Here is a 25,875-nt window from a genome sequence, read left to right on the forward strand (position 1 = left end):
ATTATTTTTTCTTACGGCCTTTCAAACAAGATATAAGCTTATAAACTATGTACCCAATACCAATAATAATACCGAAGCAGGCCACACCCCACCCCCTCGTGGTGGGGCTGCTTTTCTAGAAAATCGTATGGCATTTTGCCGTACAAATATCTTGAAAGCTAATAATAGTAGTCCTTTGAGAGATTATAGAACGTATATACGCAAAAACGCCCACCGTATAGAAAAACGCTATACAAAACCCATATAAACCCAATGATTTCAAAGAGTCCGACAGCACAGGAGATTTACATGAAAAAGACGCAGATAAACATTAAGTTAACAGACGAAGAAAAAGAAATTTTAGAAGAAAATGCAAAAAAAAATAATCAGTCTCTTACACAATTTATAATCGATTCCGGTTTAAAAAATGGAAAAGAGGTAGCTCTTTTAGAACATATTTCAAAAATTTTTGAAACACAAAATGAAATATTAAATTCAATTTCAGAACTAAAAACTGAGCAAAAAGAGCAAAGAAAACTTTCATTAGAGATTCAAAATGATCAAAAAAAGCTGCTAGAAATGAGCGACTTTTTTCCTAAATATGTTTTTTCTAACAATTTTATTCTAAGCAAAATGTTTCGATTTTTGATTGAAAAATATGATCCAAATTCCGAGGGATACAGAAAATACATTCCCAAAGACGAGCACAAAAAGTATGTGGATGAAACATACAACCTGATGCACAAAGAAGATCAAGGACTACAGTAATGAGTAACTCAAACGCAAAGGCCTTCAAGGCATTTGAAACATTTTGGACTGACTTAAGAATGAAAATCAAAATGATCAGCTATCTTGCAGTTGTAATTGGTGTACTGCAAATTATGACTAACCTGATTCATTTTATTGGAATGGACGATCATATTGAAAATGCTAAGTCCATCTATCTAAAATGCCATATCGCAAAAATTATCGATACTATCCCCTACTTAAACGAAGAAAAGCACTTTGAAATTGGAAATTATTCCTTAACAGCAGGACAATTTTCTCATGCCTATAGAAAACTTTACGGCCACTACAATCTGGAGGTTTTGAAATTTTTCGTGAAGTCTTTTCTAATTTGGCTCATATTGCCATTTATCCTTTTTGTATTCAAAAGAAAATCTGCTAAGCAGATGGCCGACGTTCATCTTGGAGGAACCGAAGTCATCAGTGAGAAAAAGTTTTCCAAAAAAATTAAGAAATCAAAGCAAAATATTTCTCTTAACAAGCTAATAAGCATTCCATTTGAATGCGAAAACCGACACTTTTTTGTCATTGGAAAGCAAGGAGCTGGTAAGTCTCAGGTTTTCTCGAGAGCGATTGATAAAATAATTGAGCGAAAAGAAAAATCTATCATTTATGACTTTAAGGGTGATTATATTGCAAAGTTTTATAATCCAGAAACAGATTTGATATTTAATCGGCATTCAAAATTCTCCGTTTTAATACGAGGGTGGGAGGTCGTTAAGAAAACTTGCTTGTTTTCACATTTTTCGGCCATTATTGTGTATTCATTAAGTGATTCACTAATTTCTGAAAGTAATTGCAATTATTGCCTCTTAGAAATATCATGTGATTTCACATCACCACCCTCTTTCTGCCAATTATATTAACCAACAGCGTTTACAACTATCGCAGGGAGAGGGTACTTTAGTACTTCTCACCGGAATTTTCTAACCACCTGATTTAATAGGCAATAAAGCTAATTCTCACCTAAAACCTGACCGATTGATTATTTGAATCGAAAAAGGATTTTAAAATTGACCATAAACCCAAAATTTAGTCCATTCTCAGAGTGAGTCTCACTGTGTTAAAAATAAAACAAGGAGACAATAAAATGAAAGGCAAAAAATTTTCAGAAGAAGTGATTTTCAAAATTTTAAAGGAATATGAATCGGGAATTCCAGCAAAAGAACTTGGACGCAAATATGGAATGGCCGAGCAAACAGTTCATAAATGGAAAAAAAAATATCACGGGATGCAGGTATCTGATGCTAAAAAACTAAGAAGTCTTGAAGAGGAGAATCGACGTTTAAAACGACTCGTTGCTGATTTAAGTTTAGATAACCAAATGCTCAAGGAAGTTGCCAAGGGAAACTTTTGAGGCCCAAACAAAAGAAAAATGCAGCTAAAATGCTCATTGATAAGTTTGGGGTCAGTGAGCGGCATTCGTGCCAAGTTTTAGATTTTAACAGATCAAGTTATCGATATGAATTAACTTTGGTTAAGAATGACCAAATTGTTATTAACAGAATGCAACAAATTGTTCATAAACATCGAAGATATGGATATCCACGAGTTCATGTGATTCTAAATCGAGAAGGAATAGTTCGTAATCGCAAGAGAACCCAAAGAATTTATTTTGAGCAGGGATTTTCTTTAAAATTGAAACGAAAAAAGAAAAAACAATTTTTTCCACGGATAGTAAAACCTTCGGCATCGAAGGGGGGCGAAGTTTGGTCTATGGATTTTGTTTCAGACTCACTTGCAAACTCAAGAAAGATTAGAATATTGACAGTTATAGATCATTTCACAAGGTATTCCCCAGGTTTTTATATTAATCATTCAATCTCGGGAATAATTGTAACCAAAGAACTTGATCGAATGATAAAAGAACATGGAAAACCAAAAAGAATTCAAGTAGATAATGGGCCAGAATTTACATCTAAGGCCATGTTGGAGTGGAGTTACAGGAATAATATTGAAATAGATTTTACTCGTCCAGGAAAACCAACAGATAATGCTTATATTGAAAGTTTTAATGGTAGCTTTCGAGATGAATGTCTAAATCAAAATTGGTTTTCTACATTGGCAGAAGCACGAGTTGTAATTGAAAGCTGGAGAAAAGAATACAATGAAGAGAGAATACACAGTTCATTAAATTATTTAACACCTAAAGAATTTGTCAAAAAGGAACGAGAAGATGTACAACACAGACTCAGTGCAACTCATCTTTAGACTGGACTAGTCAATGGTTTAAGGTCAAACAATGGGGACAAACAGAATGGTCAAGTTTACTTTGACAATACATCCAACCTTGATAAGGGTTAATAGCAGTAATTTCTAGTTCAGGTAATGATAAATAATTTGCTAAACTATACCTTGATGCTTCATTCATTTCAGACTCCTTAAGAATTTTTTTGTGGTTATTAAAATTCTCTTAGAGTTTGTGGGATGAAGCATCATATAGAATTATTTACCCACCTTTAATCGTGAAGATCCTAAAAAAGATTATTCTATTTGGTTCCTTTGCTCGTGGTGATCAGAAAGAAAAATCTGACATTGATTTGGCGTTTGAATTTGACCAGAGACCGGAAAACTGGCCAGTATTTAAATCATGTGTGGATGACTATTTTCAAACTCTAAGAGAGCTTGACCTTGTCATTTTAGACGAAGCTGATGATTCCATTATAGAATCTATTCAAAAAGAGGAAATCATCTACTATGAACAATAAAATTAAAAATTCTATCGATAACTTTGAAAAGGCCTATAATAAGCTTGAAGAGTATCTTGCACACCCTATTCAAAATGATCGTGATCGCTCAGGAATTATTAGGGCCTTTGAATTTACGTTCGAACTGGCCTGGAAGACTTTTCAAAAAATTGCCACAGATGAAGGGTTTGAGGCCGGAGGGCCAAAATCGTCTCTCAAACAGGCATTCAAACTCAACCTTATTCAAGGTGAGAAAGAAGAAAAAGCTTGGCTTCAGATGCTCGATGATCGTAATCTTATGAGTCATACTTACAGAGATAAACTCTCACAAGAAGTGGTGAAGAGAATTCAAGATCAACACAGAACCCTACTCAAAGATACTCTGCAAAGACTTAAAAGCAGGTAATATTTTGAGACTCTACACACTTCATGGTGGAACACACCGCACTCAGCCTTTATGAGCAGGCATATAGAACTCTCAATCGATAATTGTAAAAGATCTTATGGCCATAGGCCCGCCTCTGGAGCTGCTTACAGACAGTATTGAACCCCCTAATTCCGGACAAAACTCTCGGCATTCAAGCTGACACCTGATAGCTTTGATAATTTCCTTTATTAGGGGCTGTCCAGAATTCCCGGCCTCGCATCAAAGTTTTAACCATATATAAGCACATGCCAAAGAAAGCATGGGTTTGTAATTTCTTTTGAGTTTATCAAACCTAGTTGCAATGGACCTGTAGTGCTTCAACCTAGCGAAAATATTTTCTACTTTATATCTTTCTCTGTAGGCCGTTTTGTCTAAATTAGTGTTTCCAATCTTCGAGTTTTCTTTCCTGGGGATTACTGGAATTGATTTTGTTCCTCTGATTACCCAACGAAGATATTCACCATCATACCCCTTATCAGCAATAGTATAAGTACTATGAGGAGTTCTTTCTATAAGTTCTGGTGCCATTTTTATATCATGAACTTGCCCCTCAGTAATTTCAAAATCAATTGGATTCGCGTGAGAATTGACACCATAAACCCAAAATTTAGTCCATTCTCAGAGTGAGTCTCACTGTGTTAAAAACTAAACAAGGAGACAATAAAATGAAAGGCAAAAAATTTTCAGAAGAATTGATTTTCAAAATTTTGAAGGAATATGAATCGGGAATACCAGCAAAAGAACTTGGACGCAAATATGGAATGGCCGAGCAAACAGTTCATAAGTGGAAGAAAAAATTTCACGGGATGCAGGTATCTGATGCTAAAAAACTAAGAAGTCTTGAAGAGGAAAATCGACGTTTAAAACGACTCGTTGCTGATTTAAGTTTAGATAACCAAATGCTCAAAGAAGTTGCCAAGGGAAACTTTTAAGGCCCAAACAAAAGAAAAATGCAGCTAAAATGCTCATTGATAAGTTTGGGGTCAGTGAGCGGCATTCGTGCCAAGTTTTAGATATTAACAGATCAAGCTATCGATATGAATTAACTTTGATTAAGAATGACCAAATTGTTATTAATCGAATGCAACAAATTGTTCATAAACATCGAAGGTATGGATATCCACGAGTTCATGTGATTCTAAACCGAGAAGGAATAGTTCAAAATCGCAAGAGAACCCAAAGAATTTATTTTGAGCAGGGATTTTCTTTAAAATTGAAACGAAAAAAGAAAAAACAATTTTTTCCACGGATAGTAAAACCTTCGGCATCTAAAGGGGGCGAAGTTTGGTCTATGGATTTTGTTTCAGACTCACTTGCAAATTCAAGAAAGATTAGAATATTGACAGTTATAGATCATTTCACAAGGTATTCTCCAGGTTTTTATATTGATCATTCAATCTCAGGAATAATTGTAACCAAAGAACTTGATCGAATGATCAATCAACATGGAAAACCAAAAAGAATTCAAGTAGACAATGGGCCTGAATTTACATCTAAGGCCATGTTGGAGTGGAGTTACAGGAATAATATTGAAATAGATTTTACTCGTCCAGGAAAACCAACTGATAATGCTTATATTGAAAGTTTTAATGGTAGTTTTCGAGATGAATGTCTGAATCAAAATTGGTTTTCGACTTTGGCTGAAGCTCGAGTTGTAATTGAAAGCTGGAGAAAAGAATACAATGAAGAGAGAATACACAGTTCATTAAAATATTTAACACCTAAAGAATTTGTCAAAAAGGAACGAGAAGATGTACAACACAGACTCAGTGCAACTCATCTTTAGACTGGACTAGTCAATGGTTTAAGGTCACTAATGTTAACGCAATAAATCATGGTCTTACAACTGCTCTTAAAATAGCCACGATTAGTGAAAATCTGCCAATGGTCGAATTACTTCTACAACAGAATGCAAAACCAAACCAAATTGATCTAGCAGGAATATCTCCCTTAATGTATGCAACGAAAATAAATAATTTGGATATTATCAAATTGCTTCTCAAATATGGTGGAGATCCTTATTTGAAAAGCAAAGATGGACTGAATTCATCATTTGATTTTGCAAGGTTGACTGGAAATGAAGTCATTATTCCAGTATTGGAAGACACTAAAAAAAATAGACAAGAAGAGATTCATATTAGTGACCTTATTGGACAAGAAACGGCCAAAAGACAACTTAATGAAATTATTTCACTTTCTAAATTGAACAGAGAAAGAATCAAAAAAAATATGAAAGAAGTTTCTGTAATTTTGCACTGTGTATATTTTGGAAACCCTGGTACAGGGAAAACTACGTTTGCAAGGTTTTTTGCTCAAGAAATTAAAAAAATTGGATTTCTTAAAAAAGCGCACCTCGTTGAGGTGAGTAGAAATGATCTTATTGCGAAATATAGTGGGCAAACCGCAGAAAAAACGACAAAAGTATTTAACCAGGCCATTGATGGTGTCCTGTTTATTGATGAGGCCTACTCTCTTAAAATTGATGAAAATGACCAATTTGGCCAGGAATGTATAAATACACTTATTAGTTTAATAGAGAATAATCGAAGTAGAATTATTATTATTCTTGCAGGTTACAAAGAAGAAATGCAAAACTTTCTGCATTTAAATCCTGGTTTAAAAACTGATGCCAGAAACATCGTTATGGCGATAAAAGAAATTTCAAAACTTAGAAAAGAAAGATCATTTGGAAATGCTAGAGAAGTGAGAAATGTCATTGATAGAGGAATTGTTCAACAAAGTGTCAGACTTACAAATGAAAATAAAACCGATTTCTCTAAGGATGAACTGTCCACATTAATTTTTTCTGACTTTACTTTTTCTCCACTTGACCAGGGAGATTTTGATGATTTTAATCAACAAAATAAGCAAGTTAATTCGCCAATGGAAAAATTAAATCGATTAATTGGAATTAATGAAATCAAATCTGAAATAAGTGAACTAGCGAACTTTGTTGAGGTTTCCAAACTAAGGTCTCCAAATGCATTACCTGAAATTGGACTTCATATGGTTTTCACCGGAAATCCAGGTACTGGTAAGACTACAGTTGCTAGAATCTTAGGAGAACTTTTTAAAAATTTAGACTTACTTTCAAGTGGTCATCTAGTAGAAGTCGATCGTTCCCAATTAGTTGCACCTTTTGTAGGACAAACTGCAATTAAAACAAAAGAAACCATAGAAAGAGCATTAGGAGGCATTTTATTTATTGATGAGGCCTATACTCTCTTTCGAAATGAACACAGCGACAATTTTGGATTGGAATGCATTGATACTCTATTAAAATATATGGAAGATTTTAGAAATAGATTGGTTATTATTTTTGCCGGTTATCCAGAACAAATGGATGTTTTTCTAAAATCAAACCCTGGATTAAACAGTCGAATTAACCGAACTCTAAATTTTCCGGATTTTACTGATGAGGAATTAATATTAATTGCTCAGTCTATGGCCAATGAAAAAAACTATGTCCTAGATGACAAAGCAAAAAACCAATTAGGACATTTGATCGCTCAACAAAGAAGTAAAATGCATTTTGGAAATGCTCGAACTACGAGGAATTTGCTCGAAAATTCCTATAAAAAGCATGCAAACAGAATGATTGATTTGAAGAAAACAAAAAATTTGTCAAAAGAAGAACTCAATACATTGATTGAGGAAGATTTTATTTTTTAAGATATTTTGCATAGATAATTCCTGCAATGAGTCCACCAAGATGTCCCTCCCAGGAAATACCTTTTTCTATAGGGAAAACTCCAAAAATCATATATCCATAAAATATAGAGATAAAGAATGATAAAGCGAAATATGAAAATTTTCGTTGAAAATAGGCCAAACTAATCAGAAAACCATATAGAGAAAAGATTAGACCTGATGCTCCGATATGTACTCCGCTCCCGCCAATCGTCCAAGTGATAAAACCAGATACGAGTATCAATATGCCTAATTTGGAAATGATTTGTTTGGTTTCTATAAACGAAAAAAGAGGAGTAAAAACAATCAGTGCAGTTGTATTTGATAAAATATGGTTTAGGTTTGCATGTAAAAATGGAGACAAAATTATTCCAATTAATCCCCGAAGAGTTCTTGGGATAATTCCAAAGTTATTAATTGGAATAATAAAACTCAAAAAAAATCCAATCCAAATGAGACCAATAAAATAAACTATCGAGATGACATTTTTTTTCAACTGATGATCTCCGCGATACCTCTATAAAAAGAAGAGGCGTAAAAATAGTAATTTCTTATTTTCTAAACTTCATAGTTAATTTATAAGAAATCGGAAAAAATAAAAGCACTAAAACTGAACTGATAAACAAACCTGTTATGATGGCCCAAGAGAGCCCTGACCAAACTGGATCAAACACAATAGTGGCCGCTCCAAGAATCGTCGTTAGCGTGGTTAAAAATATAGGTTTAAGCCTTCTTTTACAAGACATGACGAGTAAATCATCAAGTTCATAAATATCTTTATGTTGATTTATATATTCTAACAAAATAATCGAATTGTTTACAGCAATTCCGGCCAGGGCTATTACACCAATCATTGAAGTTGCAGTAAAATACTCTCCTATAAAAAGGCCAAGAAGAGCAAAACCAGGCATTATACCAATTAAAGACAGAGGAATTGTAAGTAAAATTAAAAACGAATCTAAAAATGATTTAAACTGTGCAATAAGAACAATATAAATAATTAAGAGTGCAAACATCATTGCAACACCAAGATCCCAAAATACATCGAGAGTAAGATCCCACTCTCCACCAAGTTTAAAAGTGATTAGTTCTCCATCTTTCGTTTTATACTTAACATGATAGAGATCCCATTCGATAACTTTTCCATCACCATTTTTAAGTTTGTAATCTAATAGTTTCATAAGTATGTCGACACTTGCGTAAGTAACAGATCGGCCTTCCATTTCAGATGTAAGATAAATGGTATTATTAAATGTCTCTCTTTGGAGATCTTCTTTTAAAGACCTTTCTTCTACTTTAATAAATTTCGACAGTGGAACATTTATTCTATGATCGTTTTGAATGGTGATTGTATCTAGATATTTAATATCTTTTCTTATATCTTGTTTTACTCTAACAGTTATAAACGTCTGATCACTTGCCCCTAACCCGATGACTTCACTAACAATATCTCCACTGTATAGTGTTTTGATCGTACCTATAATCTTTTCGCTAGAAACATTGGCCTGCACGGCCTTATATTTGTCTACTTCCAAAATATATTCCTTCACTTCCTTTTTTGTAACGGAAATATCATGATCAACAGTTCCTTCGACTTTTTTAAAAAATTCAAAAAATTCCTTGGACTCGTTCTTTGCAAGTTCATAGTTCTCAGATTGTATCTTCAAGTTTATTGTACTCATTACCGGAGGGCCTGGTGGATCTTCTACCACTTTGAAATCAAGATTTAATTCTTTTTTAAATTTAATTAGTTCCTTTCGTATTTTCGTTGCGATTTCTTCTGACATTAAGTCCCTGGTTGATTTTTCATCCAAATTTACTCTTAGAGTTGATTGGTGGGGTCCATTTCGATTTTCCACACCTTTGAATAACCCATTAAAATCTAAATATGGTGCGTGCCCAGTGAAGCTATCGATAGATTTTACATATTTAATATTCTCAATACGTTTTGAAATTCTTGTGACAACTGATTTTGTTTTATGAACAGAAGTATTTTTGTCTAGATCAATATAAACATATACTTGATCAACATCGGCCTTGGGTAACATTCTAAAACGTACAAATTTAAATGCTGGAAAAAGACTTACAAATCCAATAATAGCAATAATTCCCCAAAACAAGACTTTTTGATAGGCATTACTTTTAAGGATAGTTCTCAAATAGTTCAAATAAATTTTTAAAATTCCTTTTTCTTCGTCTTGTTCTTCTTCACTACCTTCTAAATTTTTTAATAAATAAGTAGATAACCAAGGAATAATCGAAATCGAAAGGATGAATGAAAATATTATGGCAACAGGTACAAAAAATGGTATTGGCGCCATATATGGGCCCATCATTCCAGAGATAAAATTCATCGGTATAAATGCAACAACAGTAGTTAAAGAGGCCATAAAGAGAGCGCCACCAACCTCGTTAGTTGCTCCAAGAATATTGTCGTGAAAGTTGTCATATTTTTTCCGTCGAACCCAAGAATAAATATTTTCCGCAACAACAGTAGTGGCATCAACAAGTAGGCCCATCGATAAAATAAGTGCGAATAATGTAATTCTATTGATTGTATGCCCGAAAAAGTTGGCCAGAATAAAAACACATAAGAGAGTAAGAGGAATAGTAACTCCTACAAGAATCGATGCTTTAAAATCAAGAAAAATAATCAATACAATTACGACAATCACGATAGAAGTGAGTAAGTTTGAAAGTAAAGTATTAATTTCTCTACTCGCGACAAACCCATCGTTTAAAACGACATTCACATCAATATCTTCCTTATTTTTAAGCTCTTTAACTATATCTTCAAACTCTTTAGTTACAGTTATAATATTAGTAGAAGGGTATTTCGCCATAGCTAAGTAAATTGTGTTTTTTCTCTCAGTATTGTCTTTTTTATTAAAATTAATAATATAAGATTTTCTTTGCTCTGCCGTATAATAAACTTGAGCAATATCTTTTAGATAAACATTTACATTATAATTTGTGTAAACAACTAAATTTTCTAACTTTTCTATACTATTGGCCTTATTGTCTACGAAAACTTTGAAATTAGTATCACTATTTTCTATGAGACCCGCAAAAGAATAATTGTTATTTTGAGTGATGATACTAGCAATGCGATCGAAAGGTACTTGAAATTTTTTGGCCTTTTCTAAATCAACCTCAACCCTTAACTCCTCTATACTCCCACCATAGAGAGACATTCTTGAAAGTCCTTCTACTTTATTAAATTTATCTTTCAGTTTTTGAACTTTTTTTCGGAGTTCGACTTCATCTAATTTATCTGAACTAAAGGACACAACAAAGATTGGAACTTCTTCAGGGTCAATTGTTCTAATTATAATATTATTAACACCAACAGGTGCTTTAAATATATCAGAAGTTAATCTATCACGAAGGGTTACTTTAGCATCTAGTAATTTTTCTCCAACATAAAATTTAACTAATGCATCAACTCTCCCCTCTTCCCTTATATTCATCAAAATATCTTCAACACCCTCAATGTCAAAAAGTACTCTCTCAAGTGGCTTCGCAATTAACTCCATCATATCTTTTTGAGGCCAGCCTTTCTTTTCAATTGAGACATAAAAGGCCGGAGCAACAATTGTTGGATTATATTTTTTTGGTGTTTGCTGATAAGAAAATAAACCCATAAGGAATATTGACAATACAAAAATTAAAGATATCTTAGAATTTTCTAAAAAATATTTTGTAAACTTACCAAAAACGCTCAAATTCATCTTCGCCTCTATTGCCAAAAATATTAATAATCTTTAGAAAATTATAATTCATTTTTATCTTTTTGCGTTGATTATAATCAAGTTTCAAAGTTACTCTTGAGTTTAATAAAATTAAGCTTTTACTGACGAAAAAGATCCGCTAAACTATGCATGAGTTAGGTTATATTCAAGTAGGTTTATATGAATTTGTACATTAAATTTATGCTCTTATTTGTGCTTCAATATGCTCAAATAGATAAGTCTTTTTCTAAAGACGTATTAGAGATTAACCCAAGAATGGAGAGTATTATCGTTTCACAGGTTCCCATTTTATGGCCATTAGGAAGAAAATCAGAAATTCTTGAATTTGTAAAAAAATCAAATCTCAAAAAAGTTTCTCTAAGTGAAATAAAGAAAATTGATCAGGAATGGATAAATGGGGGGCAAAAAGAGCTCAAACATTCTATTCAAAACAATCCAATCGCTACTTATTTCAAAAATATTGTACAAAAAAAGAAACATTTAATTTCAGAAATTTTTCTTTGTGATGCTAATGGCCCAGTAATAGCTTCATATCCAAGCACAAGTGATTACTGGCAAGGAGATGAAGATAAATTCATTGAAAGTTTTAACAAGGGTAAAGGAAGAGTTTATTTTGGTCCTTTAGAGTATGATGAAAGTACTAAAACCAATTCTATTCAAATTTCGATACCAGTTGCATGGCGCAATGAGACATATGGCGTTATTGTTGTCGGTTTAAAAAACATCAAATAAATAATATTCAAATTTCAAGTTATAAAACTTGTTACGTAGAAGATTTGTCTATATTTGTATCTTTTTTAATCTTTTTAAAGGTGACTCCTGTAAAGGTTATATATATATATTCTCTTAGTCTTCAGTTTAATCAAAACATGGAGTTGTCCTATGAAATGGATCAATTATCATCACCTGATTTACTTCAAAGAAATCGCTGCTAAAGGAAGCATCTCTAAAGCTAGTCAAAGCTTAAAGGTTGGACAGCCAGCACTTAGTTCACAACTCAAAAATTTAGAAGAATATTTAGGAGTACAATTATTTGAAAGAAAAAAGAGAAAACTTCATTTAACAGAGGCCGGCCAGGTTGCACTTGATTACGCATCAAAAATAAGTTCACTAGGTCAAGAACTCATAGAAGTCATAGATGACAAATCATTTACAAAAGAACTCCACCTAAGTGTTGGGGCCCTAGATAGTATTCCAAAACATTTAATTTGTGATATCGTAGATTTTGCCCACAAAAAAACTAATTCCTTCTTATCTATATATGAAGATACGGCCACGGGGTTATTGAATAAACTCTTAGGTCATAAACTTGATTTAGTCATTTCAGATCATGAAATCTCAAACTACTTGCATAAGGATATTTTTTCGAAGTGTATTCTCAAAAAACCAATTTATGCTTACGCTTCTCCAAAGTTTACTTATCTCGATGATGATTTTCCATTTTCGCTAAATAATACCCCCTGCATCGTACCAACACTTCATTCAAAAATCAGAAATGAAGTTGATCAATATTTTCATACTCAAAAAATTAAACCCAAATTGATCACTGAAACTCAAGACACTGCTATTCAAAAAATTTTAGCAACAAGAGGTGAAGGTGTTATTTTTCTTCCAGAATTCACAACCATTGATTTGTTACATGATGAATCCCTTGTCAAAATTGGAAAATTAGCTGATGTACATGTGGAATACTATTTAATTTACGGAAAACGAATGATTGAAAATCCGGCGATTAGACTTATTCTTAATCAGGATTTCGAAACATTGTTGCCAGGATAATAATTATTACCCTGGCAAATTTGAAAAGGATATCAGCTTTACGATGCCTCAGGAGTTTGACTCTTGATACTTATTCTTGTCCAAGGGACGGCCAGAAGTCGTCTTTCCTCGATAAATTCTCCAGTTATTTCACAAATTCCGAAAGTACCATTTTGAATTCTACCAAGGGCACTTATTATTTCAGGAAGGAGGTTGGCCATTCTCCTTCTATGTAATGATGAATCTTGCATTTGAATTTCACGAGTGGCCAGATCAATAACTTCTGCCTTTTCTTCAGGAAATGAAGAATTCATCGCGAGGGTATGTTCATAGCGCTCTCGAAGGTTCAACAACTTTTTCTCACATAAATTAACAATTTCTTTTCGATTATTGTGATTCATATCGCCTCCTTAAAATCAAATAAATATTTAGTTGATTTGTTGTGCTTTCTTTTAGATAAAATTCTAATTAGGTTACTAAAAATTTTACGTACTGCTGCCTCTGGTCCCAAACCTTTGTTAGATAAAACAATTGTTTTATTCTTTGTCTTTGCATGAATTTTCAAACAAAATAGACCCTCATTATTTAAATTATAACTAAGATCTATCTCTTCTAGATCAGGTCTCTTCCTTTTAACCTTTTTAGTTTCAAATTCCACTAATTCTTTAATTTTAGTTTCTTCAATCTTCAAAATAACCTCCTTAATGTTTCGATTGTTGATCCAATCGTTAATTATAAAGTGTTAAAATGCTTGGGCCCTATGGGCCTCCTTAAAAATTGGGCCCTCAGCTGATTTGAAATCTGTATATGTATGAACAAATATATAGTGACACAAAGGTAAAACACAAATTAGTACCATGAGAATTTTATTCATAAAGCACCTCTTAGTTTTATAGGTGTAATCTATATGAAATTTTTTAATTCTTATAATATATATTTTTCAATAATTTATTCGATAAAATCGATATATAGAAATATATAGTTTTTATGAAATTTAACTATTATTACCCTTAAGGGTAGAACTAACTGAAATTATAAATAAATTGCAAAAAGATTATGCCGCTTGAGAAGGTGTTTCACTCTCTGTGTCTAAATCTGAATTAGTCTGTTCAATATCGTTTGACTCAATGTCCTCATAAGATGGCCCTGCTTGAACAGTATTGTTTATTTCATCAAGATTGAAAGATAATAACTGTGAGTTAGCTGCGGCAGTTCCCAAAGATGCTGAGGCCTGGGTAATTTTATTAAGAACGTTTTCTACTTCTGAACTCGTTTGATTATACTCTGAAATTGTTTTAGTGATCGAACCTATTCTTTCTGAGAGTTCATAAATATTATCTACAACTTCTTTATAACTTTCTTGTGAACTTTGAATAAGCTCTACAGAGCTTCCTACTTTTTCGTGAACATGTTTTAACATCTCAGCTAGTTTTTTATTACTTCCTTTCAACTGTTCTTGAATATCAATGGAAACTTTTCCAATAATACCTGCCAGCTTACCCATTTCATCAGCGACAACTGCAAATGACTTTCCTGCATCGCCGGCCCTTGCGGCCTCAATATTAGCATTGAAAGTTAATATTCTCGATTGAAAAACTATTTCTTCAATACTAGACATTTTTTTTATCAATTGTTTTATATCATCAGAAAACGATAACAATATTGATTCAATTTCTGAAATGGAGCTAATTGAAGAGTTTAAGTCAGTCATATGTTTTTGACTTTCATCTGCGGCCTGTTTTGCATGATTGCTTGAAAGATTTGCTTCTCTGACTGAACTATCGACACTTTGAATGACTTCAAACATCTGTTTTTGATTTCTTCTTACATCCGACTGTATTTCAATTTGATCTTTTGATATTTTGATTAGATAGACTGCAGTCTTGTCAATATAACTAGAAAGTTTGGAGAACTCTTTTTCTAGGTTTTGGTTAAATTCTTTCTGTATAAGATCTTCTTCAACCTTTTCTTCTTCTTTAACGGGAAAAAGATAGGTCTCAACTATGTCTCTTGGAATATGTCCCTTTTTTACTAAAGAAAAGCATATCCACAAAAATGATCCCATAAGGGTATTTAAACATAACATTAGCCACAAATTAGTAAAATTCATTGATAGCACTACAGAAGTAATAATGTAGACCAAGCAGATTGAAAATAGTTTTATAATTTGTGATTTTGACATCTTTTATGCCGGGATTTTAAGAATAATAGATGTTCCTACACCTAGATTAGAAGCAATTTCTATTTTCCCTCCAATCTTTTCTACGTTTGTCTTAACAATATCCATCCCGACTCCACGACCAGAAAGATCACTAACTTCTGATTTAGATGAAAGATTTGGAATAAAAATAAGGTTTAATCTCTCTTCAGGGGTCATCTTCTTAGCATTTTCTTCTTTTATGAGACCTGACTCTATTGCCTTTTGACATACTCTCTCAGAATCAATACCTCGTCCATCATCTGAAATTTTTATCATGATATTTCCATTATCTTCACGTCCTATGATTTGTAATAGGCCGTGATCTTTTTTACCATGAGTTTTTCTTTCTTCAGCAGTTTCAAGTCCATGATCTAGTGAGTTTCTTATAATATGAACAACGGCGTCTTGAACCAAGAAAAATTTATCACGATTCATCGTTACATCTTCACCAGATATTTTAAAATCAACTTTTTTATCTAATCTTGATGAAATATCTTTTATCATATTACTGTACTTGCCTAATGATGACATGACTGGAATATCTGTGAGTTTTGAATATGCACTTTGAATTTTTTCAATACTTTTTCCACTTTTAATGAGCTCACCTAGTCTATTATAGTTTTCAGATACGACTTGCATTAAATGTGCTTTGTGAGCGATTTCTACATTTGTATCTTCTTTGCTATCTGCGCCTCTTAAAAGTTGAATAATATCGATATACTTAACAAATCGATAGCTATTATGCCCACCATTATCGGTAGAAAATAAGTCTTTTAAAGTAAGTGCGATTGGATCTTTCTGTTCTATTGCATTTTTTATATCTTCAGGAAGTTCATAAAAATTCTGAGTGTCCTTGAGATCTTTAAACATCATTTTAAGTTGAGAAGACCCACTTTTATCTTCGAATATAAAAGCTTCAATAAAAGATTGATGTTTATTAGTGAAATAATTTTCAATTGACTTAAAAAACTCATACGGATTTCCATCTTCATGCCATATTTTTTCTGCAGTCGACAAGATGAGAGATTTTCCTTCTGATTTTAAATATTTCTTTTTTTCAAAGAATGCTTTGAGTTTTTTAACATCCGATGGCAATTCTTTCAAAATTTTGAGATGATCAGCACGTCGATCATCACTCATATTTTCAATTAGTCTAGATACAAGTGCAAAATAATTCCAACATAAGCTTAAACGATTATTGATTTCTTTAGAAGATCGTTCTGTCTCAAAATTATCAGGGTATAAAAATTCTTCTAAATCTGAAACAATTGTTTCCAAATAATAAAGTTTTAAATTAGTAGCATCAGATTTAACTCTATCGATGATCTGTTTCATATTGAAAAGTGATTTTAAATTATTTTTGATAAGAATATCTTCTTGGAACATTTTAGTAAATTCATATAGACTTATGACAATCCCAATCCAAGTATCAACTTTCAATGAATAAGGATGGGAGTGACCAAGTCCTATATACATAGATTTAATTTCTTGTTTGATATCGTTAAGTTCTGGAATTATCTCTTTTTCGAATGTCTCAAATCTTTCATTTTCTAAATTTGCAAATTTAATCTCAAGTCTCAAAATTTTCTCTGACATTTCTTTTTTATTCAAACTTCTAAACTCACCTTTCAAACTATGAAGGGATCGATTTATTTTTTTCATCGTATCATTATCTGGTAAATTTTTAATCAATTTATTATAGAGTTCTTTTCTTTGATCAATTGATACGTTTTTATCGTAGAAAGATCTTTCATACTCTTCAATATGCTTACCAAATAGATTATCTAAATGGGTCATATGAGTTATTGCACCGTGAAGAATTTTTGCTTCAAATTCATTTTCAATTCTAAAAACTCTATTGGCCAAATCACTGTAGGCCTGAAGTTCAGCATTTATATTGTATAAGCGAACATTTAATTCAGTGATAAGATCTTCTTCAATTTCTTGATTAGATGAAATGAGATCTGTTCCTTTTTTAACTAAATTTTCTGCCCTATGAGTAGCATTAGATATTTCTCCAAAATTATAAGAACGTGAATTTCCTTTTAGTGTATGTAAGGTTCTAAAAAGGTCACCCAAATTCTCTTGAAGATTTTCACCTTCTCGCAATGATTTTGCAAGAATAAGTGAATCAGAAACCATTTGAGGAGCATCTTTGAGAAACACTTCAATATCTTCTATATCATTAGAAGCAATCTCTCTGATAATTTGGATTTTCTTTTCAGATACTCTTTTTTCTTCTTCCATTTCCATTTGTAAACGTTCTAATTCGGTTATATCTTCTACGACAAACATTAAATTAGTAAGGATTCCATTGCTATCAAACATTGGGTTATATGAAATTGAAAAAATTCGTTGTCCATCATTTTCGTCATCATTCTTACGGTAAACTAATTTATTTGTAAGATTTTCTTCAGATAACTCATACTGAAGATCATCTTCTCCAAAAATAGAAATGAGAGCTGTATTAAGCATAGAAAATTCTTCACTTTCTCTATCTAGGTCTTTAAATAACGTTTCATAAATATCTTTACCAACAGGATTCATTCCAAAGACAGTAGACGTGAAGGCCGAAACAGGAGAAACGACTTTTCGATTTGCATCGATTGAGAAAATGGCCTGTCTCATAGAATTTAAAAGATTTGAAACTTTTGCTTTTTCAACTTCAATTTCCTTTGTTCTCTCTTCAACTTTTTGCTCTAAGGTAGCTGCATATTCTTGTAATTGCTCATGTGATTTTTTGAGATTGCCCTTCATGTTATTAAAAGCACTAACAACTTTTCCAAGTTCATCTCTTACTGGTTTTCTATCCAATTCCAGATTATCATCTCCCAACTTATCTAAGTCTAAAGATTCAGCAAAATTTGCCATTCTCAACAAATGTTTAGAAACAAGACCTCTGAAGAATATTAAAATTATTATTGAAACAACAATTGATTGAAGAATCTGTGTTCCCAAAATAACTACAACCTGATTTTTAATTCGCTTTACAACGCCTTCTAACGAAGCCATTAAAACTAATTTTCCGACTGTCGATTTTTTTCCGTCTTCACCAGTCTTCATAATATCAATTTCTTTTAATACAAAACCTGATGTTAATTTCTGCCCCACTAAATATGCCGCTTTTTCCTCATCTGGTAATATCACTCCTGCATAGGCCATATCAGGTAATTTCCATATCCCTTCTAATTGGTTTTGTATTTGTTCTTCGTTCATGTCCCAAAGAGACTGAGACAATGAGCTTGAAACACTTTTTTCAATTTCATCAAGCTGATTCTTTACTGCTGAATTATAAGTATTGTAATCTCTATACAAGAGTCCTGCTGAGACCAAAATCGTCACAGAAACTCCAAATAAAACAATATAAAAGATAAATTTGGTTGCAAGAGATTGCTTTTTACCTAAATTACTTTTTGCTTGCATTTCAATTACCTCATTGAAAATATAAAATTCTATTAATACTTGATCGTCTAAAAAAAGATAAAACTTTACTCTTTAGTTAGGATTGATATCTGATTGATTTATAAATCATTGAAAGGTGGTAGAAAGAATCTACCACCCAAAAATTCTAAGTTCTTAAAAACTAAATGTTGCACCAAAGTTATAGCTTGAATAATCTGCTGTTTTTGTTTTACCAGTTTTATCTTCAAACTGGCCAAATTCAGTATTGAACTTTAGGTTCTCAGTTGCATGATAAGCAACTAAAACTTGAAGTCCTGTATTTTCTTTTCCTGTTACTCTAGATCTACCATGGCCTACACCAACTTCAAAGCTACCAATTCCTTGAACTGCTTGAACATGATAACCGCTACTTGAAGTTTCTTTACCTGAAGTGTTTAAAACATCAGATCCACCTAAATTTCCACTCATACCAAGTGCCTGGCCTGAATAACCTGATGCTCCAACTCTGAATTGATCCATTGCAAAGATAAATCCAGCAGAAAGCCCTTTTGAAGTAACACTGTTTCCAACAGACTTAGTACCGTAGGCAGTAGAAACTTCAGCTTTTTGATAAAGTCCACTTAAATAAACCTTTAATGATGTTGCACCTGAAAAACTCATGTTATACACAGATTCAAATTCAATTCTTGGAGCTTTTAAAGTAGCTGCAACTGCAGTTCCGCTACCGTTTTGTCCAATATCTGCTGGATCGTATAAACCTAAAGCTAGAGAGAACCCTCCCATGTCAGGAGTCATATAAGTTACACCAGCATTAAAATCAGTATATTGGTAACCATATCCAATCATACCAGCTGTGGTACTATTTCCTGCTCCACTTTCACTAGTAGCACCAACACCTAAGCCACTTTGATCAAAAATGATTTGTTGTCTTTGAAAAATGCTTAAAGTTCTTCCTAAAAGAAAGCTACCAGTGTCTCCTGAAATTTTAAAGAAAGATTCTCTTAATTGTAAGGCCGGTTCTCCAGATTTTGCATTATCACTTTGAATCGAAGGATAGAAAGCAATTCTAGACATAATTTTTTTGCCATTCCAATCTGGTGCCATTACATTGAAACCAATTTGAGATGGATTAAAACCAGATCTGATTCTAAAAGCATCTTCTTTTCCTGCACCACTTGGAGTGTTGTACATCATGTAAGCATTAACAGCACCAGTAAGATCAGCTTTCCAGCCATCTTTTTCTGCTACAGTGATTGCTCCGTGAACATTTGAAAAACTTAACATTAGGGCAGAGACCGACAACAATGCTTTGTTTTTCGATAGCAATTTTTTCAAATTCATTTTATACCTCGTCTTTTTTTAAAAACCTAGTTTAAAAACTGGGCAGTATCTTCAATATTAAGTGTTTTAGTGTATTTGCTAAAGATTTTTTTAATTGAACCATCTTTATACATAGAATCCAAAGAATTTTCCAAAGATTGAAAATCTTTATCAGCGATGTCTAAATTACAGGCCAGTGTTCTCATAGCAGATCTAAAGACAATCTTACTTTCAATTTCAACACCTTCTTTTTTAGCATAGTAAGGTCCTACAATTGAATCTGCTGCCCATACATCAATTCTTCCACCATTAAGTTTCTTTGCATTAGCATCATCAGTTGTCACTTCTTGAATATTTCCACCAAAACCTGTTAAATATTCTGCTTCATCACTTCCTCTGATTGCACCAATATTAAGTTTTAAAACTTCCTTTAAAACTGATATTGGACGAGTATCGCCTTTTTTAACAAAAATAGCTGATTGAGTCACAAGCAATGGACTCACCCACCTGTAATTGTACTCACGGTCTTGAGAACGACTAACTGGCATGGCACAAGTATTTTTCTTTTTTTGAGTTGTCGTTAACGCTCTAATAAGTGGATTGAATTCGATTTTATAATCAATCTTACTTCTTTTAAAAACTTCTTTAACAATATCAACGGCAATCCCCTCGGCCTTATCACCATTTTTAATAACAAAGGGAGGCTGTTCATTTGTGAGAATAGTATAACTTGCTTGTAAAACACCACTAACTGCAAAGAACACAGCGGCGAATACAACTTTTAAATTTTTCATATTTTGCTCCTTATAATCATAGCTTATCAATAATCACTTATTATTCATAAGTTTTTATAGCAGTATCGTAGCTGTAAGTTTTGCCTTTTGGCTTTTCGTTTTCTAGTTTTGCCTTAGGTGATCCCGGTTTCTTTAACCAATTTTCAGCAGAAGTCTTTTTATTAAGTTTAGGAGGACATTTTAGACCCTTAACTTTAGAAAGTCTTTCTAGCTCTCTATCAAGATATGCGGCTAGCTCATCCATAGACTGTTGTGCATTTAAACCTTCTGAAACAACTTTAGGCACTGTTCTCCACCAAGCTGGAGACATAGATGGATAATCTGGAACATTTGTACCAGTTGGAGTCCAGAGTTCTCTTGCTTTTGATTGATAGAACTCAACTAGTCCACCAAGCTTTCCTTTCATTCCTGTGAATTGAGAAGACATAATATCGGAGTTTCTAATTGGAGTTAAACCGACAATTGTCTTTTTAAGAGAAACAGTTTTAGAAGTAACAAACTGTGCATATAACCAAGCTGCATTTCTTCTTTTCTCAGGAGTTGTTTTTAGGAAAGTCCAAGAACCTGCATCTTGATAACCCAGTTTCATACCTTTTTCCCAGTAAGCACCGTGTGGAGATGGTGCCATCCTCCATTTTGGAGTACCATCTGCGTTCACAACAGGAATCCCTTCTTTTGTTAGAGCAGCAGTAAATGCTGTATACCAAAAAATTTGCTGCGCTATATTTCCTTTACCTGGAAGTCCACCAGCTTCAGAAAAATTCATTTTCTCAGCACCTGGAGGAGCGTATTTTTTTAACCATGTATCAAATTTCTTAAGGGCATAAACAGCGCCAGGCGAATTTGCGGCCCCACCTCTTTCAACAGATGCACCAACAGGATTACATCCATCTACTCTAATGCCCCATTCATCAACAGGAAGACCATTTGGTAGACCTTTATCTCCTACACCGGCCATAGAGAGCCACGCATCAGAAAATCTCCAACCAATGGATGGATCTTTTTTCCCATAATCAGAATGTCCATAAACTTTTACGCCATCAATTTCTTTAACATGCACCGTAAAGAACTCTGCAATATCTTCATAGGCAGACCAGTTTTCTGGAATATCTAATTCATATCCATATATTTCTTTAAATTTTTTCTTAAGATCTGGTCTCGCAAACCAGTCTGCTCTGTACCAGTATAGATTTGCAAATTGCTGATCAGGAAGCTGATAAATGACTTTATCTGGACCTGTTGTAAATTTAATCCCAATAAAGTCTTTTATATCCAAAGTAGGAAGAGTAACTTTATCACCGGCCTTTAAAAAATCTGAAATTGGATAAATTGCGTTTGATCTAAAATGTGTACCAATCAAGTCACTATCATTGATATATCCATCGTATAATTTAATACCTTTTGTCATCTGAGTCTGAATTTTCTTTACAACATCATCTTCTCCAGTAATTTCATGAATAAGTTTGATACCTGTAATTTCAGAAAATGCTTTGGCCAAAACAGAGGCCTCATACCAATGTGTATCAACTCTTTCAGATACAACTCGAATTGTCATACCTTGATACGGTTTAGCAGCGTTAACAAACCACTCTAATTCCTTCATTTGTTGGTCTTTTGATAATGTTGATTTATCAAACTCTCCTAACCACTTTTTTGCTTCTTCTACTCCAGCATAAGCATTACTGGCCAATAACCCTACAATTACAAATGAACCAAATTTTTTGGCCAGATTTGCAAAAGTCAGATTAGACAGTTCTAACTTTGACATAGACTCTCCTTCTAAAATTCTAAATTCTAAATTCTAAATTCTAAATTAATTCCTTAAAATTAATTCTATTAAATAATAAAAATTCTGCTAATATAATTTGAACAGGACTTTGGAAATTTTTCAAGTTAATATTTTTAATATAATTTGAATTATACTAATCAATTTTGGTCAGGTATTTATTTTAAGGAGCATAAGTGATAACTAAAGATCAATTAGCAGACGACATATTAAAACTATCGGCAGAAAAGCTCCTTTTTATGTTTGAGTATTTTTCTAAACTTAAAAATACCAAACTCAACTTTATTGGGGCAGATGAAGTTTCAAAGAATGTTGAACACCGTTCTGAAATCATTATTTATGGTACGGATATCACCCTCAGAGTTCAAAATTTTTATCGAAAACAGGATTGTATCCACTTTCTAGAAAATCTATATACTGATGTTACAGATAAAAGGATTTTCGATTTTTTTAATGAGCTTTGCAATTTAACTTGTGGAAAATTAAAAGAAGTCCTTGTTGAACAAGGAATTGTTGCAGCTCTAAGTTTGCCTATTGATATTAATACAAGCCCAAGAAAAATTTTAGTATCTCAAGAGGTACTGCCCTATTTCAAGTACGGCAAGGTTGAAGATGAAAACGGTCAACCTTTATTAAAATTTAAATTGTCTGTTGAAATACATCAGCTAGATCCTTTTAAAGATTTTGATGTAAATTTTAAAAAAGAAGACGATGATGATGATGTAGAGTTTTTTTAAGGAGATAAATATGGCAAAAATTCTTGTTGTTGATGACAGTGAGTCAATTAGAACACAGTTAAAAAGTTTATTGACAGAAAAGGGACACTCAGTTGTTGAAGCAGCAGACGGTGAAGATGGTCTATCGACTCTAAATGGTAATAAAGATGTAAATCTAATCATTTGTGATGTTAACATGCCAAAGATGGATGGAATTACAATGTGTACAAAAGTATCTGAGGATGCATCAGTTAATTCTATTCCTATTTTTATGCTAACTACTGAATCAAATGCTGATCTTAAAGAAAAAGGGAAAAAGGCAGGAGTAAGAGCTTGGATCACAAAACCTTATAGCGATGATAAACTACTTTCTGCAATTCAAAAAGTTTGTGGATAATTTATTGCATTCTTTATGAATACACAAAAAAGTTCATAAAGAATGTATTTTCATATAGTTAAAATTATAATGTATCATAATTTCCATTTTGAATTGTTATCTATTTAAAAGACTAAATTATAATTTAAAACAATCCGAATATGAATCATATCAATTTTTGTGGAAGTTGTATGATTTTTTTAAAAAACAAGAATTTAACATTTAGTAAAAAACTGATTTTTTCTTCAAATGTACCTGTTTTGGTTACTTTGATCCTCTTTGGAGCTTTCTTCCTTTATAGAAGCACAACTCAAGCTATGAGTGCTCAAGAAAAAGCACTTAACAATCTCACTGAAACAGTCGCTTCAACAGTATCTGGAATGATTTGGGACTTAGATACTGTTGGACTTAAGACGGTATATGATCAACTCAAAAAAAATCAACATATCGATCATGTGGATTTCCTAGATGAATCTAAAAAACCCATGCTTAAAGAATTTGATGGTTTGGATAGGGATAAGCTAGAAAACTCTATTTTACTAGAATCCAAAAAATCTGATGGAACAAAAGTAGGATATGTAAAATTATTTTATAATAACAGTGATATTAAAAAATCAGTATATACTAGTATTTTATATATTTCACTGTTTGTCTTAGTGAGTATTTTTATCACTTCGTATGGCCTCTATCATATTATTTCAAATAATGTAAATAAAGTTCTAAGTAGTATTGACGAACTCTTTGAAATTTCTCAAGAAACAAATAAATCTTCAGAAACACTTAATTTAGTTTCAAGGGATGTTTCAGATAGAGCAGTAGATCAAGCAGCTGCCATTCAACAAACAGTTACGACCATAGAAGAACTTACAAGTATGACCAAATCTACATCGGACTATGCTAGTACATCATTAATTAAGGCACAAGAGTCATATCAACAAACTAAGAACGGAAAAGAAAATGTTCAAAAAATCGTGAATGCTGTTAGTTTAATTTCTCAAGCAAACGAAAGAATAACCAAACAAATGGATGAAAATGCAAATGAGATGAATGAAATTATCGAACTCATTAATGAAATTAATAACAAAACTCATGTGATCAATGACATCGTTTTCCAAACAAAACTACTTTCATTCAATGCATCCGTTGAAGCAGCTAGAGCTGGGGAGGCCGGAAAAGGTTTTGCTGTTGTCGCTGAAGAAGTTGGGAATTTGGCGCAAATGTCAGGTAAGGCAGCTCTTGAAATTTCAGAACTACTTAATTCAAGTTTAGAAAATGTTGAAGTTATTGCAAAAAACTCAAAAACCAGAACTTCTGATATTATTCAAAATAATGAAAAGATAACAAATTCAATTAAAGAAGAAGTGGAAAAAACAAGCCTAACATTTGATAAGGTTGTTGATAATGTCAATGAAGTTAAACAAATGATGAATGAAATTGCCAATTCTGTAAAAGAACAAGCTATTGGGATAGATAATATTTCTCAAGCGATGAGGGATTTAGATGCTACAGTTCACAAAAACTCGATCTCTTCAAAAGAGGCACTCAATTACTCTAACATACTTAATAAACAGTCTTCCTTATTAGAAAACTCGGCAGATACTCTTTCAAGAATTTTCAAAAAATCTGCATAAAATAAATACCCAATACACTGTTATTACTCATTTTGAATGTAAATTTTTTGTCATTTCTTTTGTTTTTAAGGATCCTCTCATACATACCGATACTTTATATGTTTACATACCGATACTTTATATGTTAGAATGGTAGGCGTATGTACAAAATTTATTATTGGTTATGTATTCTTTTTTTTTCATCCACTCATTTATGGGCACAACCCTGTCATTTAAATTGCTCACGTGTTGAGAACTTTAAAACAAAAGCACATCAATGCTGTAAAGATAAGAAAGATACTCATCAAAAAGATCAACAAAAAATTAATTGTTGTTCAAAATCCCTTTTGAATATCTGTGACAATCAAATTGAAATGAATTTCGAAAGCTCTCGGATGGACAATCTTTTCTCGTTGCATTATATATTTTCAACTCAAGAATATTTAAATGATAAATTCAATATTCCACCCCCTAAAGAATTAGTTTCCCTAAATTATTATCAAAATCAAATTCATCTTAAGAATATCCCTCACATTATCTACATTTTTCAAGAGAAGCTTCTCATTTAGAATTCCCTTTATTATTCTTTATC

25 protein-coding genes are annotated in these 25,875 nt (G+C 32.5%); 15 read left to right on the plus strand and 10 right to left on the minus strand.

Annotated elements, in window-relative coordinates; all coding sequences use genetic code 11:
• Positions 1–288 precede the first annotated feature (288 nt).
• The 6 genes from H6622_10230 to H6622_10255 all read left to right on the plus strand — a co-directional run bounded on the left by H6622_10230 (position 289) and on the right by H6622_10255 (position 3,858).
• A complete protein-coding gene (locus H6622_10230; protein MCB9061888.1) occupies positions 289–747 on the plus strand; it encodes a DUF1778 domain-containing protein in 459 nt (152 codons plus the stop codon).
• Complete coding sequence (locus H6622_10235; GenBank protein MCB9061889.1) at positions 747–1,631, plus strand: type IV secretion system DNA-binding domain-containing protein; 885 nt, start codon at positions 747–749, stop codon at positions 1,629–1,631. Before H6622_10230 ends, H6622_10235 begins: the two co-directional genes overlap by 1 nt.
• A gap of 224 nt (positions 1,632–1,855) precedes the next feature.
• Positions 1,856–2,122 carry a transposase gene (locus tag H6622_10240; GenBank protein MCB9061890.1) on the plus strand — a complete coding sequence of 89 codons (267 nt, stop codon included), beginning with the start codon at positions 1,856–1,858 and terminating at the stop codon, positions 2,120–2,122.
• Positions 2,119–2,976 carry an IS3 family transposase gene (locus tag H6622_10245; protein ID MCB9061891.1) on the plus strand — a complete coding sequence of 286 codons (858 nt, stop codon included), beginning with the start codon at positions 2,119–2,121 and terminating at the stop codon, positions 2,974–2,976. Before H6622_10240 ends, H6622_10245 begins: the two co-directional genes overlap by 4 nt.
• A gap of 254 nt (positions 2,977–3,230) precedes the next feature.
• Positions 3,231–3,473, plus strand: a complete 243-nt coding sequence (locus H6622_10250; protein MCB9061892.1) for a nucleotidyltransferase domain-containing protein — start codon at positions 3,231–3,233, stop codon at positions 3,471–3,473.
• Positions 3,463–3,858: a nucleotidyltransferase substrate binding protein gene (locus tag H6622_10255; protein MCB9061893.1), complete on the plus strand. Its 396-nt coding sequence runs from the start codon at positions 3,463–3,465 to the stop codon at positions 3,856–3,858. The genes H6622_10250 and H6622_10255 overlap by 11 nt, the downstream gene beginning before the upstream one ends.
• Before the next feature lie 240 nt (positions 3,859–4,098).
• Here the strand turns inward: H6622_10255 and H6622_10260 are convergent, their stop codons facing one another.
• Positions 4,099–4,449, minus strand: coding sequence for a transposase (locus H6622_10260; protein ID MCB9061894.1), 351 nt, complete (start codon positions 4,447–4,449; stop codon positions 4,099–4,101).
• A gap of 95 nt (positions 4,450–4,544) precedes the next feature.
• Between H6622_10260 and H6622_10265 the strand changes: the two genes are divergently transcribed.
• The 3 genes from H6622_10265 to H6622_10275 all read left to right on the plus strand — a co-directional run bounded on the left by H6622_10265 (position 4,545) and on the right by H6622_10275 (position 7,551).
• The gene (locus H6622_10265; protein ID MCB9061895.1) at positions 4,545–4,811 is read left to right on the plus strand and encodes a transposase; all 267 of its coding nucleotides are present in this window, start codon (positions 4,545–4,547) and stop codon (positions 4,809–4,811) included.
• A gap of 29 nt (positions 4,812–4,840) precedes the next feature.
• Positions 4,841–5,665 (plus strand): IS3 family transposase, encoded by an 825-nt coding sequence (locus H6622_10270; protein ID MCB9061896.1) that lies wholly within the window; start codon positions 4,841–4,843, stop codon positions 5,663–5,665.
• Positions 5,666–5,763: 98 nt separating this feature from the next.
• Positions 5,764–7,551 (plus strand): AAA family ATPase, encoded by a 1,788-nt coding sequence (locus tag H6622_10275; GenBank protein ID MCB9061897.1) that lies wholly within the window; start codon positions 5,764–5,766, stop codon positions 7,549–7,551.
• On the opposite strand, the gene H6622_10280 is transcribed toward H6622_10275, so the two are convergent.
• On the minus strand, positions 7,541–8,065 hold the full coding sequence (locus H6622_10280) for a rhomboid family intramembrane serine protease (protein ID MCB9061898.1): 525 nt from the start codon (positions 8,063–8,065) through the stop codon (positions 7,541–7,543). The two genes, H6622_10275 and H6622_10280, sit on opposite strands and share 11 nt — an antisense overlap.
• Positions 8,066–8,120: 55 nt before the next feature.
• Complete coding sequence (locus H6622_10285; GenBank protein ID MCB9061899.1) at positions 8,121–11,300, minus strand: efflux RND transporter permease subunit; 3,180 nt, start codon at positions 11,298–11,300, stop codon at positions 8,121–8,123.
• A gap of 180 nt (positions 11,301–11,480) precedes the next feature.
• Between H6622_10285 and H6622_10290 the strand changes: the two genes are divergently transcribed.
• A complete protein-coding gene (locus tag H6622_10290) occupies positions 11,481–12,053 on the plus strand; it encodes a hypothetical protein (protein ID MCB9061900.1) in 573 nt (190 codons plus the stop codon).
• Positions 12,054–12,203: 150 nt separating this feature from the next.
• A complete protein-coding gene (locus H6622_10295) occupies positions 12,204–13,100 on the plus strand; it encodes a LysR family transcriptional regulator (GenBank protein MCB9061901.1) in 897 nt (298 codons plus the stop codon).
• Between the two features lie 38 nt (positions 13,101–13,138).
• Here the strand turns inward: H6622_10295 and H6622_10300 are convergent, their stop codons facing one another.
• From H6622_10300 to H6622_10330, 7 genes are all read right to left on the minus strand, one after another.
• Positions 13,139–13,480, minus strand: coding sequence for a TraR/DksA family transcriptional regulator (locus H6622_10300; GenBank protein ID MCB9061902.1), 342 nt, complete (start codon positions 13,478–13,480; stop codon positions 13,139–13,141).
• Entirely contained in the window at positions 13,477–13,770 is a 294-nt protein-coding gene (locus tag H6622_10305; GenBank protein ID MCB9061903.1) for a hypothetical protein, read from the minus strand. The genes H6622_10300 and H6622_10305 overlap by 4 nt, the downstream gene beginning before the upstream one ends.
• 363 nt (positions 13,771–14,133) lie before the next feature.
• Positions 14,134–15,144, minus strand: coding sequence for a hypothetical protein (locus tag H6622_10310; GenBank protein ID MCB9061904.1), 1,011 nt, complete (start codon positions 15,142–15,144; stop codon positions 14,134–14,136).
• A gap of 120 nt (positions 15,145–15,264) precedes the next feature.
• Positions 15,265–18,702 (minus strand): Hpt domain-containing protein, encoded by a 3,438-nt coding sequence (locus H6622_10315; GenBank protein ID MCB9061905.1) that lies wholly within the window; start codon positions 18,700–18,702, stop codon positions 15,265–15,267.
• Positions 18,703–18,855: 153 nt separating this feature from the next.
• The gene (locus tag H6622_10320; GenBank protein ID MCB9061906.1) at positions 18,856–20,022 is read right to left on the minus strand and encodes a porin; all 1,167 of its coding nucleotides are present in this window, start codon (positions 20,020–20,022) and stop codon (positions 18,856–18,858) included.
• Positions 20,023–20,048: 26 nt separating this feature from the next.
• Positions 20,049–20,795 carry a transporter substrate-binding domain-containing protein gene (locus H6622_10325; protein ID MCB9061907.1) on the minus strand — a complete coding sequence of 249 codons (747 nt, stop codon included), beginning with the start codon at positions 20,793–20,795 and terminating at the stop codon, positions 20,049–20,051.
• A gap of 40 nt (positions 20,796–20,835) precedes the next feature.
• A complete protein-coding gene (locus H6622_10330; GenBank protein ID MCB9061908.1) occupies positions 20,836–22,563 on the minus strand; it encodes a carbohydrate ABC transporter substrate-binding protein in 1,728 nt (575 codons plus the stop codon).
• A gap of 194 nt (positions 22,564–22,757) precedes the next feature.
• Here H6622_10330 and H6622_10335 point away from each other — a divergent pair, with 194 nt between their 5' ends.
• The 4 genes from H6622_10335 to H6622_10350 all read left to right on the plus strand — a co-directional run bounded on the left by H6622_10335 (position 22,758) and on the right by H6622_10350 (position 25,852).
• Positions 22,758–23,318, plus strand: coding sequence for a hypothetical protein (locus tag H6622_10335; GenBank protein ID MCB9061909.1), 561 nt, complete (start codon positions 22,758–22,760; stop codon positions 23,316–23,318).
• Between the two features lie 10 nt (positions 23,319–23,328).
• The gene (locus tag H6622_10340; GenBank protein ID MCB9061910.1) at positions 23,329–23,694 is read left to right on the plus strand and encodes a response regulator; all 366 of its coding nucleotides are present in this window, start codon (positions 23,329–23,331) and stop codon (positions 23,692–23,694) included.
• 170 nt (positions 23,695–23,864) lie between these two features.
• On the plus strand, positions 23,865–25,304 hold the full coding sequence (locus H6622_10345) for a hypothetical protein (protein ID MCB9061911.1): 1,440 nt from the start codon (positions 23,865–23,867) through the stop codon (positions 25,302–25,304).
• Between the two features lie 140 nt (positions 25,305–25,444).
• Complete coding sequence (locus tag H6622_10350; GenBank protein ID MCB9061912.1) at positions 25,445–25,852, plus strand: hypothetical protein; 408 nt, start codon at positions 25,445–25,447, stop codon at positions 25,850–25,852.
• Positions 25,853–25,875: the final 23 nt, after the last annotated feature.

This window comes from Halobacteriovoraceae bacterium (assembly GCA_020635115.1).
Taxonomy (GTDB): Bacteria; Bdellovibrionota; Bacteriovoracia; order Bacteriovoracales; family Bacteriovoracaceae; genus JACKAK01.

What these genes read in the sequence shown, in the direction of transcription:
- H6622_10285 (MCB9061899.1), bottom strand. Translation starts at nt 11,300, where the DNA reads ATGAATTTGAGCGTTTTTGGTAAGTTTACAAAATATTTTTTAGAAAAT.
- H6622_10270 (MCB9061896.1), top strand. Translation starts at nt 4,841, where the DNA reads ATGCTCATTGATAAGTTTGGGGTCAGTGAGCGGCATTCGTGCCAAGTT.
- H6622_10310 (MCB9061904.1), bottom strand. Translation starts at nt 15,144, where the DNA reads ATGGGATCATTTTTGTGGATATGCTTTTCTTTAGTAAAAAAGGGACAT.
- H6622_10315 (MCB9061905.1), bottom strand. Translation starts at nt 18,702, where the DNA reads ATGCAAGCAAAAAGTAATTTAGGTAAAAAGCAATCTCTTGCAACCAAA.
- H6622_10230 (MCB9061888.1), top strand. Translation starts at nt 289, where the DNA reads ATGAAAAAGACGCAGATAAACATTAAGTTAACAGACGAAGAAAAAGAA.
- H6622_10265 (MCB9061895.1), top strand. Translation starts at nt 4,545, where the DNA reads ATGAAAGGCAAAAAATTTTCAGAAGAATTGATTTTCAAAATTTTGAAG.
- H6622_10340 (MCB9061910.1), top strand. Translation starts at nt 23,329, where the DNA reads ATGGCAAAAATTCTTGTTGTTGATGACAGTGAGTCAATTAGAACACAG.
- H6622_10330 (MCB9061908.1), bottom strand. Translation starts at nt 22,563, where the DNA reads ATGTCAAAGTTAGAACTGTCTAATCTGACTTTTGCAAATCTGGCCAAA.
- H6622_10235 (MCB9061889.1), top strand. Translation starts at nt 747, where the DNA reads ATGAGTAACTCAAACGCAAAGGCCTTCAAGGCATTTGAAACATTTTGG.
- H6622_10300 (MCB9061902.1), bottom strand. Translation starts at nt 13,480, where the DNA reads ATGAATCACAATAATCGAAAAGAAATTGTTAATTTATGTGAGAAAAAG.
- H6622_10350 (MCB9061912.1), top strand. Translation starts at nt 25,445, where the DNA reads ATGTACAAAATTTATTATTGGTTATGTATTCTTTTTTTTTCATCCACT.
- H6622_10320 (MCB9061906.1), bottom strand. Translation starts at nt 20,022, where the DNA reads ATGAATTTGAAAAAATTGCTATCGAAAAACAAAGCATTGTTGTCGGTC.
- H6622_10295 (MCB9061901.1), top strand. Translation starts at nt 12,204, where the DNA reads ATGAAATGGATCAATTATCATCACCTGATTTACTTCAAAGAAATCGCT.
- H6622_10275 (MCB9061897.1), top strand. Translation starts at nt 5,764, where the DNA reads ATGGTCGAATTACTTCTACAACAGAATGCAAAACCAAACCAAATTGAT.
- H6622_10290 (MCB9061900.1), top strand. Translation starts at nt 11,481, where the DNA reads ATGAATTTGTACATTAAATTTATGCTCTTATTTGTGCTTCAATATGCT.
- H6622_10240 (MCB9061890.1), top strand. Translation starts at nt 1,856, where the DNA reads ATGAAAGGCAAAAAATTTTCAGAAGAAGTGATTTTCAAAATTTTAAAG.
- H6622_10325 (MCB9061907.1), bottom strand. Translation starts at nt 20,795, where the DNA reads ATGAAAAATTTAAAAGTTGTATTCGCCGCTGTGTTCTTTGCAGTTAGT.
- H6622_10255 (MCB9061893.1), top strand. Translation starts at nt 3,463, where the DNA reads ATGAACAATAAAATTAAAAATTCTATCGATAACTTTGAAAAGGCCTAT.
- H6622_10345 (MCB9061911.1), top strand. Translation starts at nt 23,865, where the DNA reads ATGATTTTTTTAAAAAACAAGAATTTAACATTTAGTAAAAAACTGATT.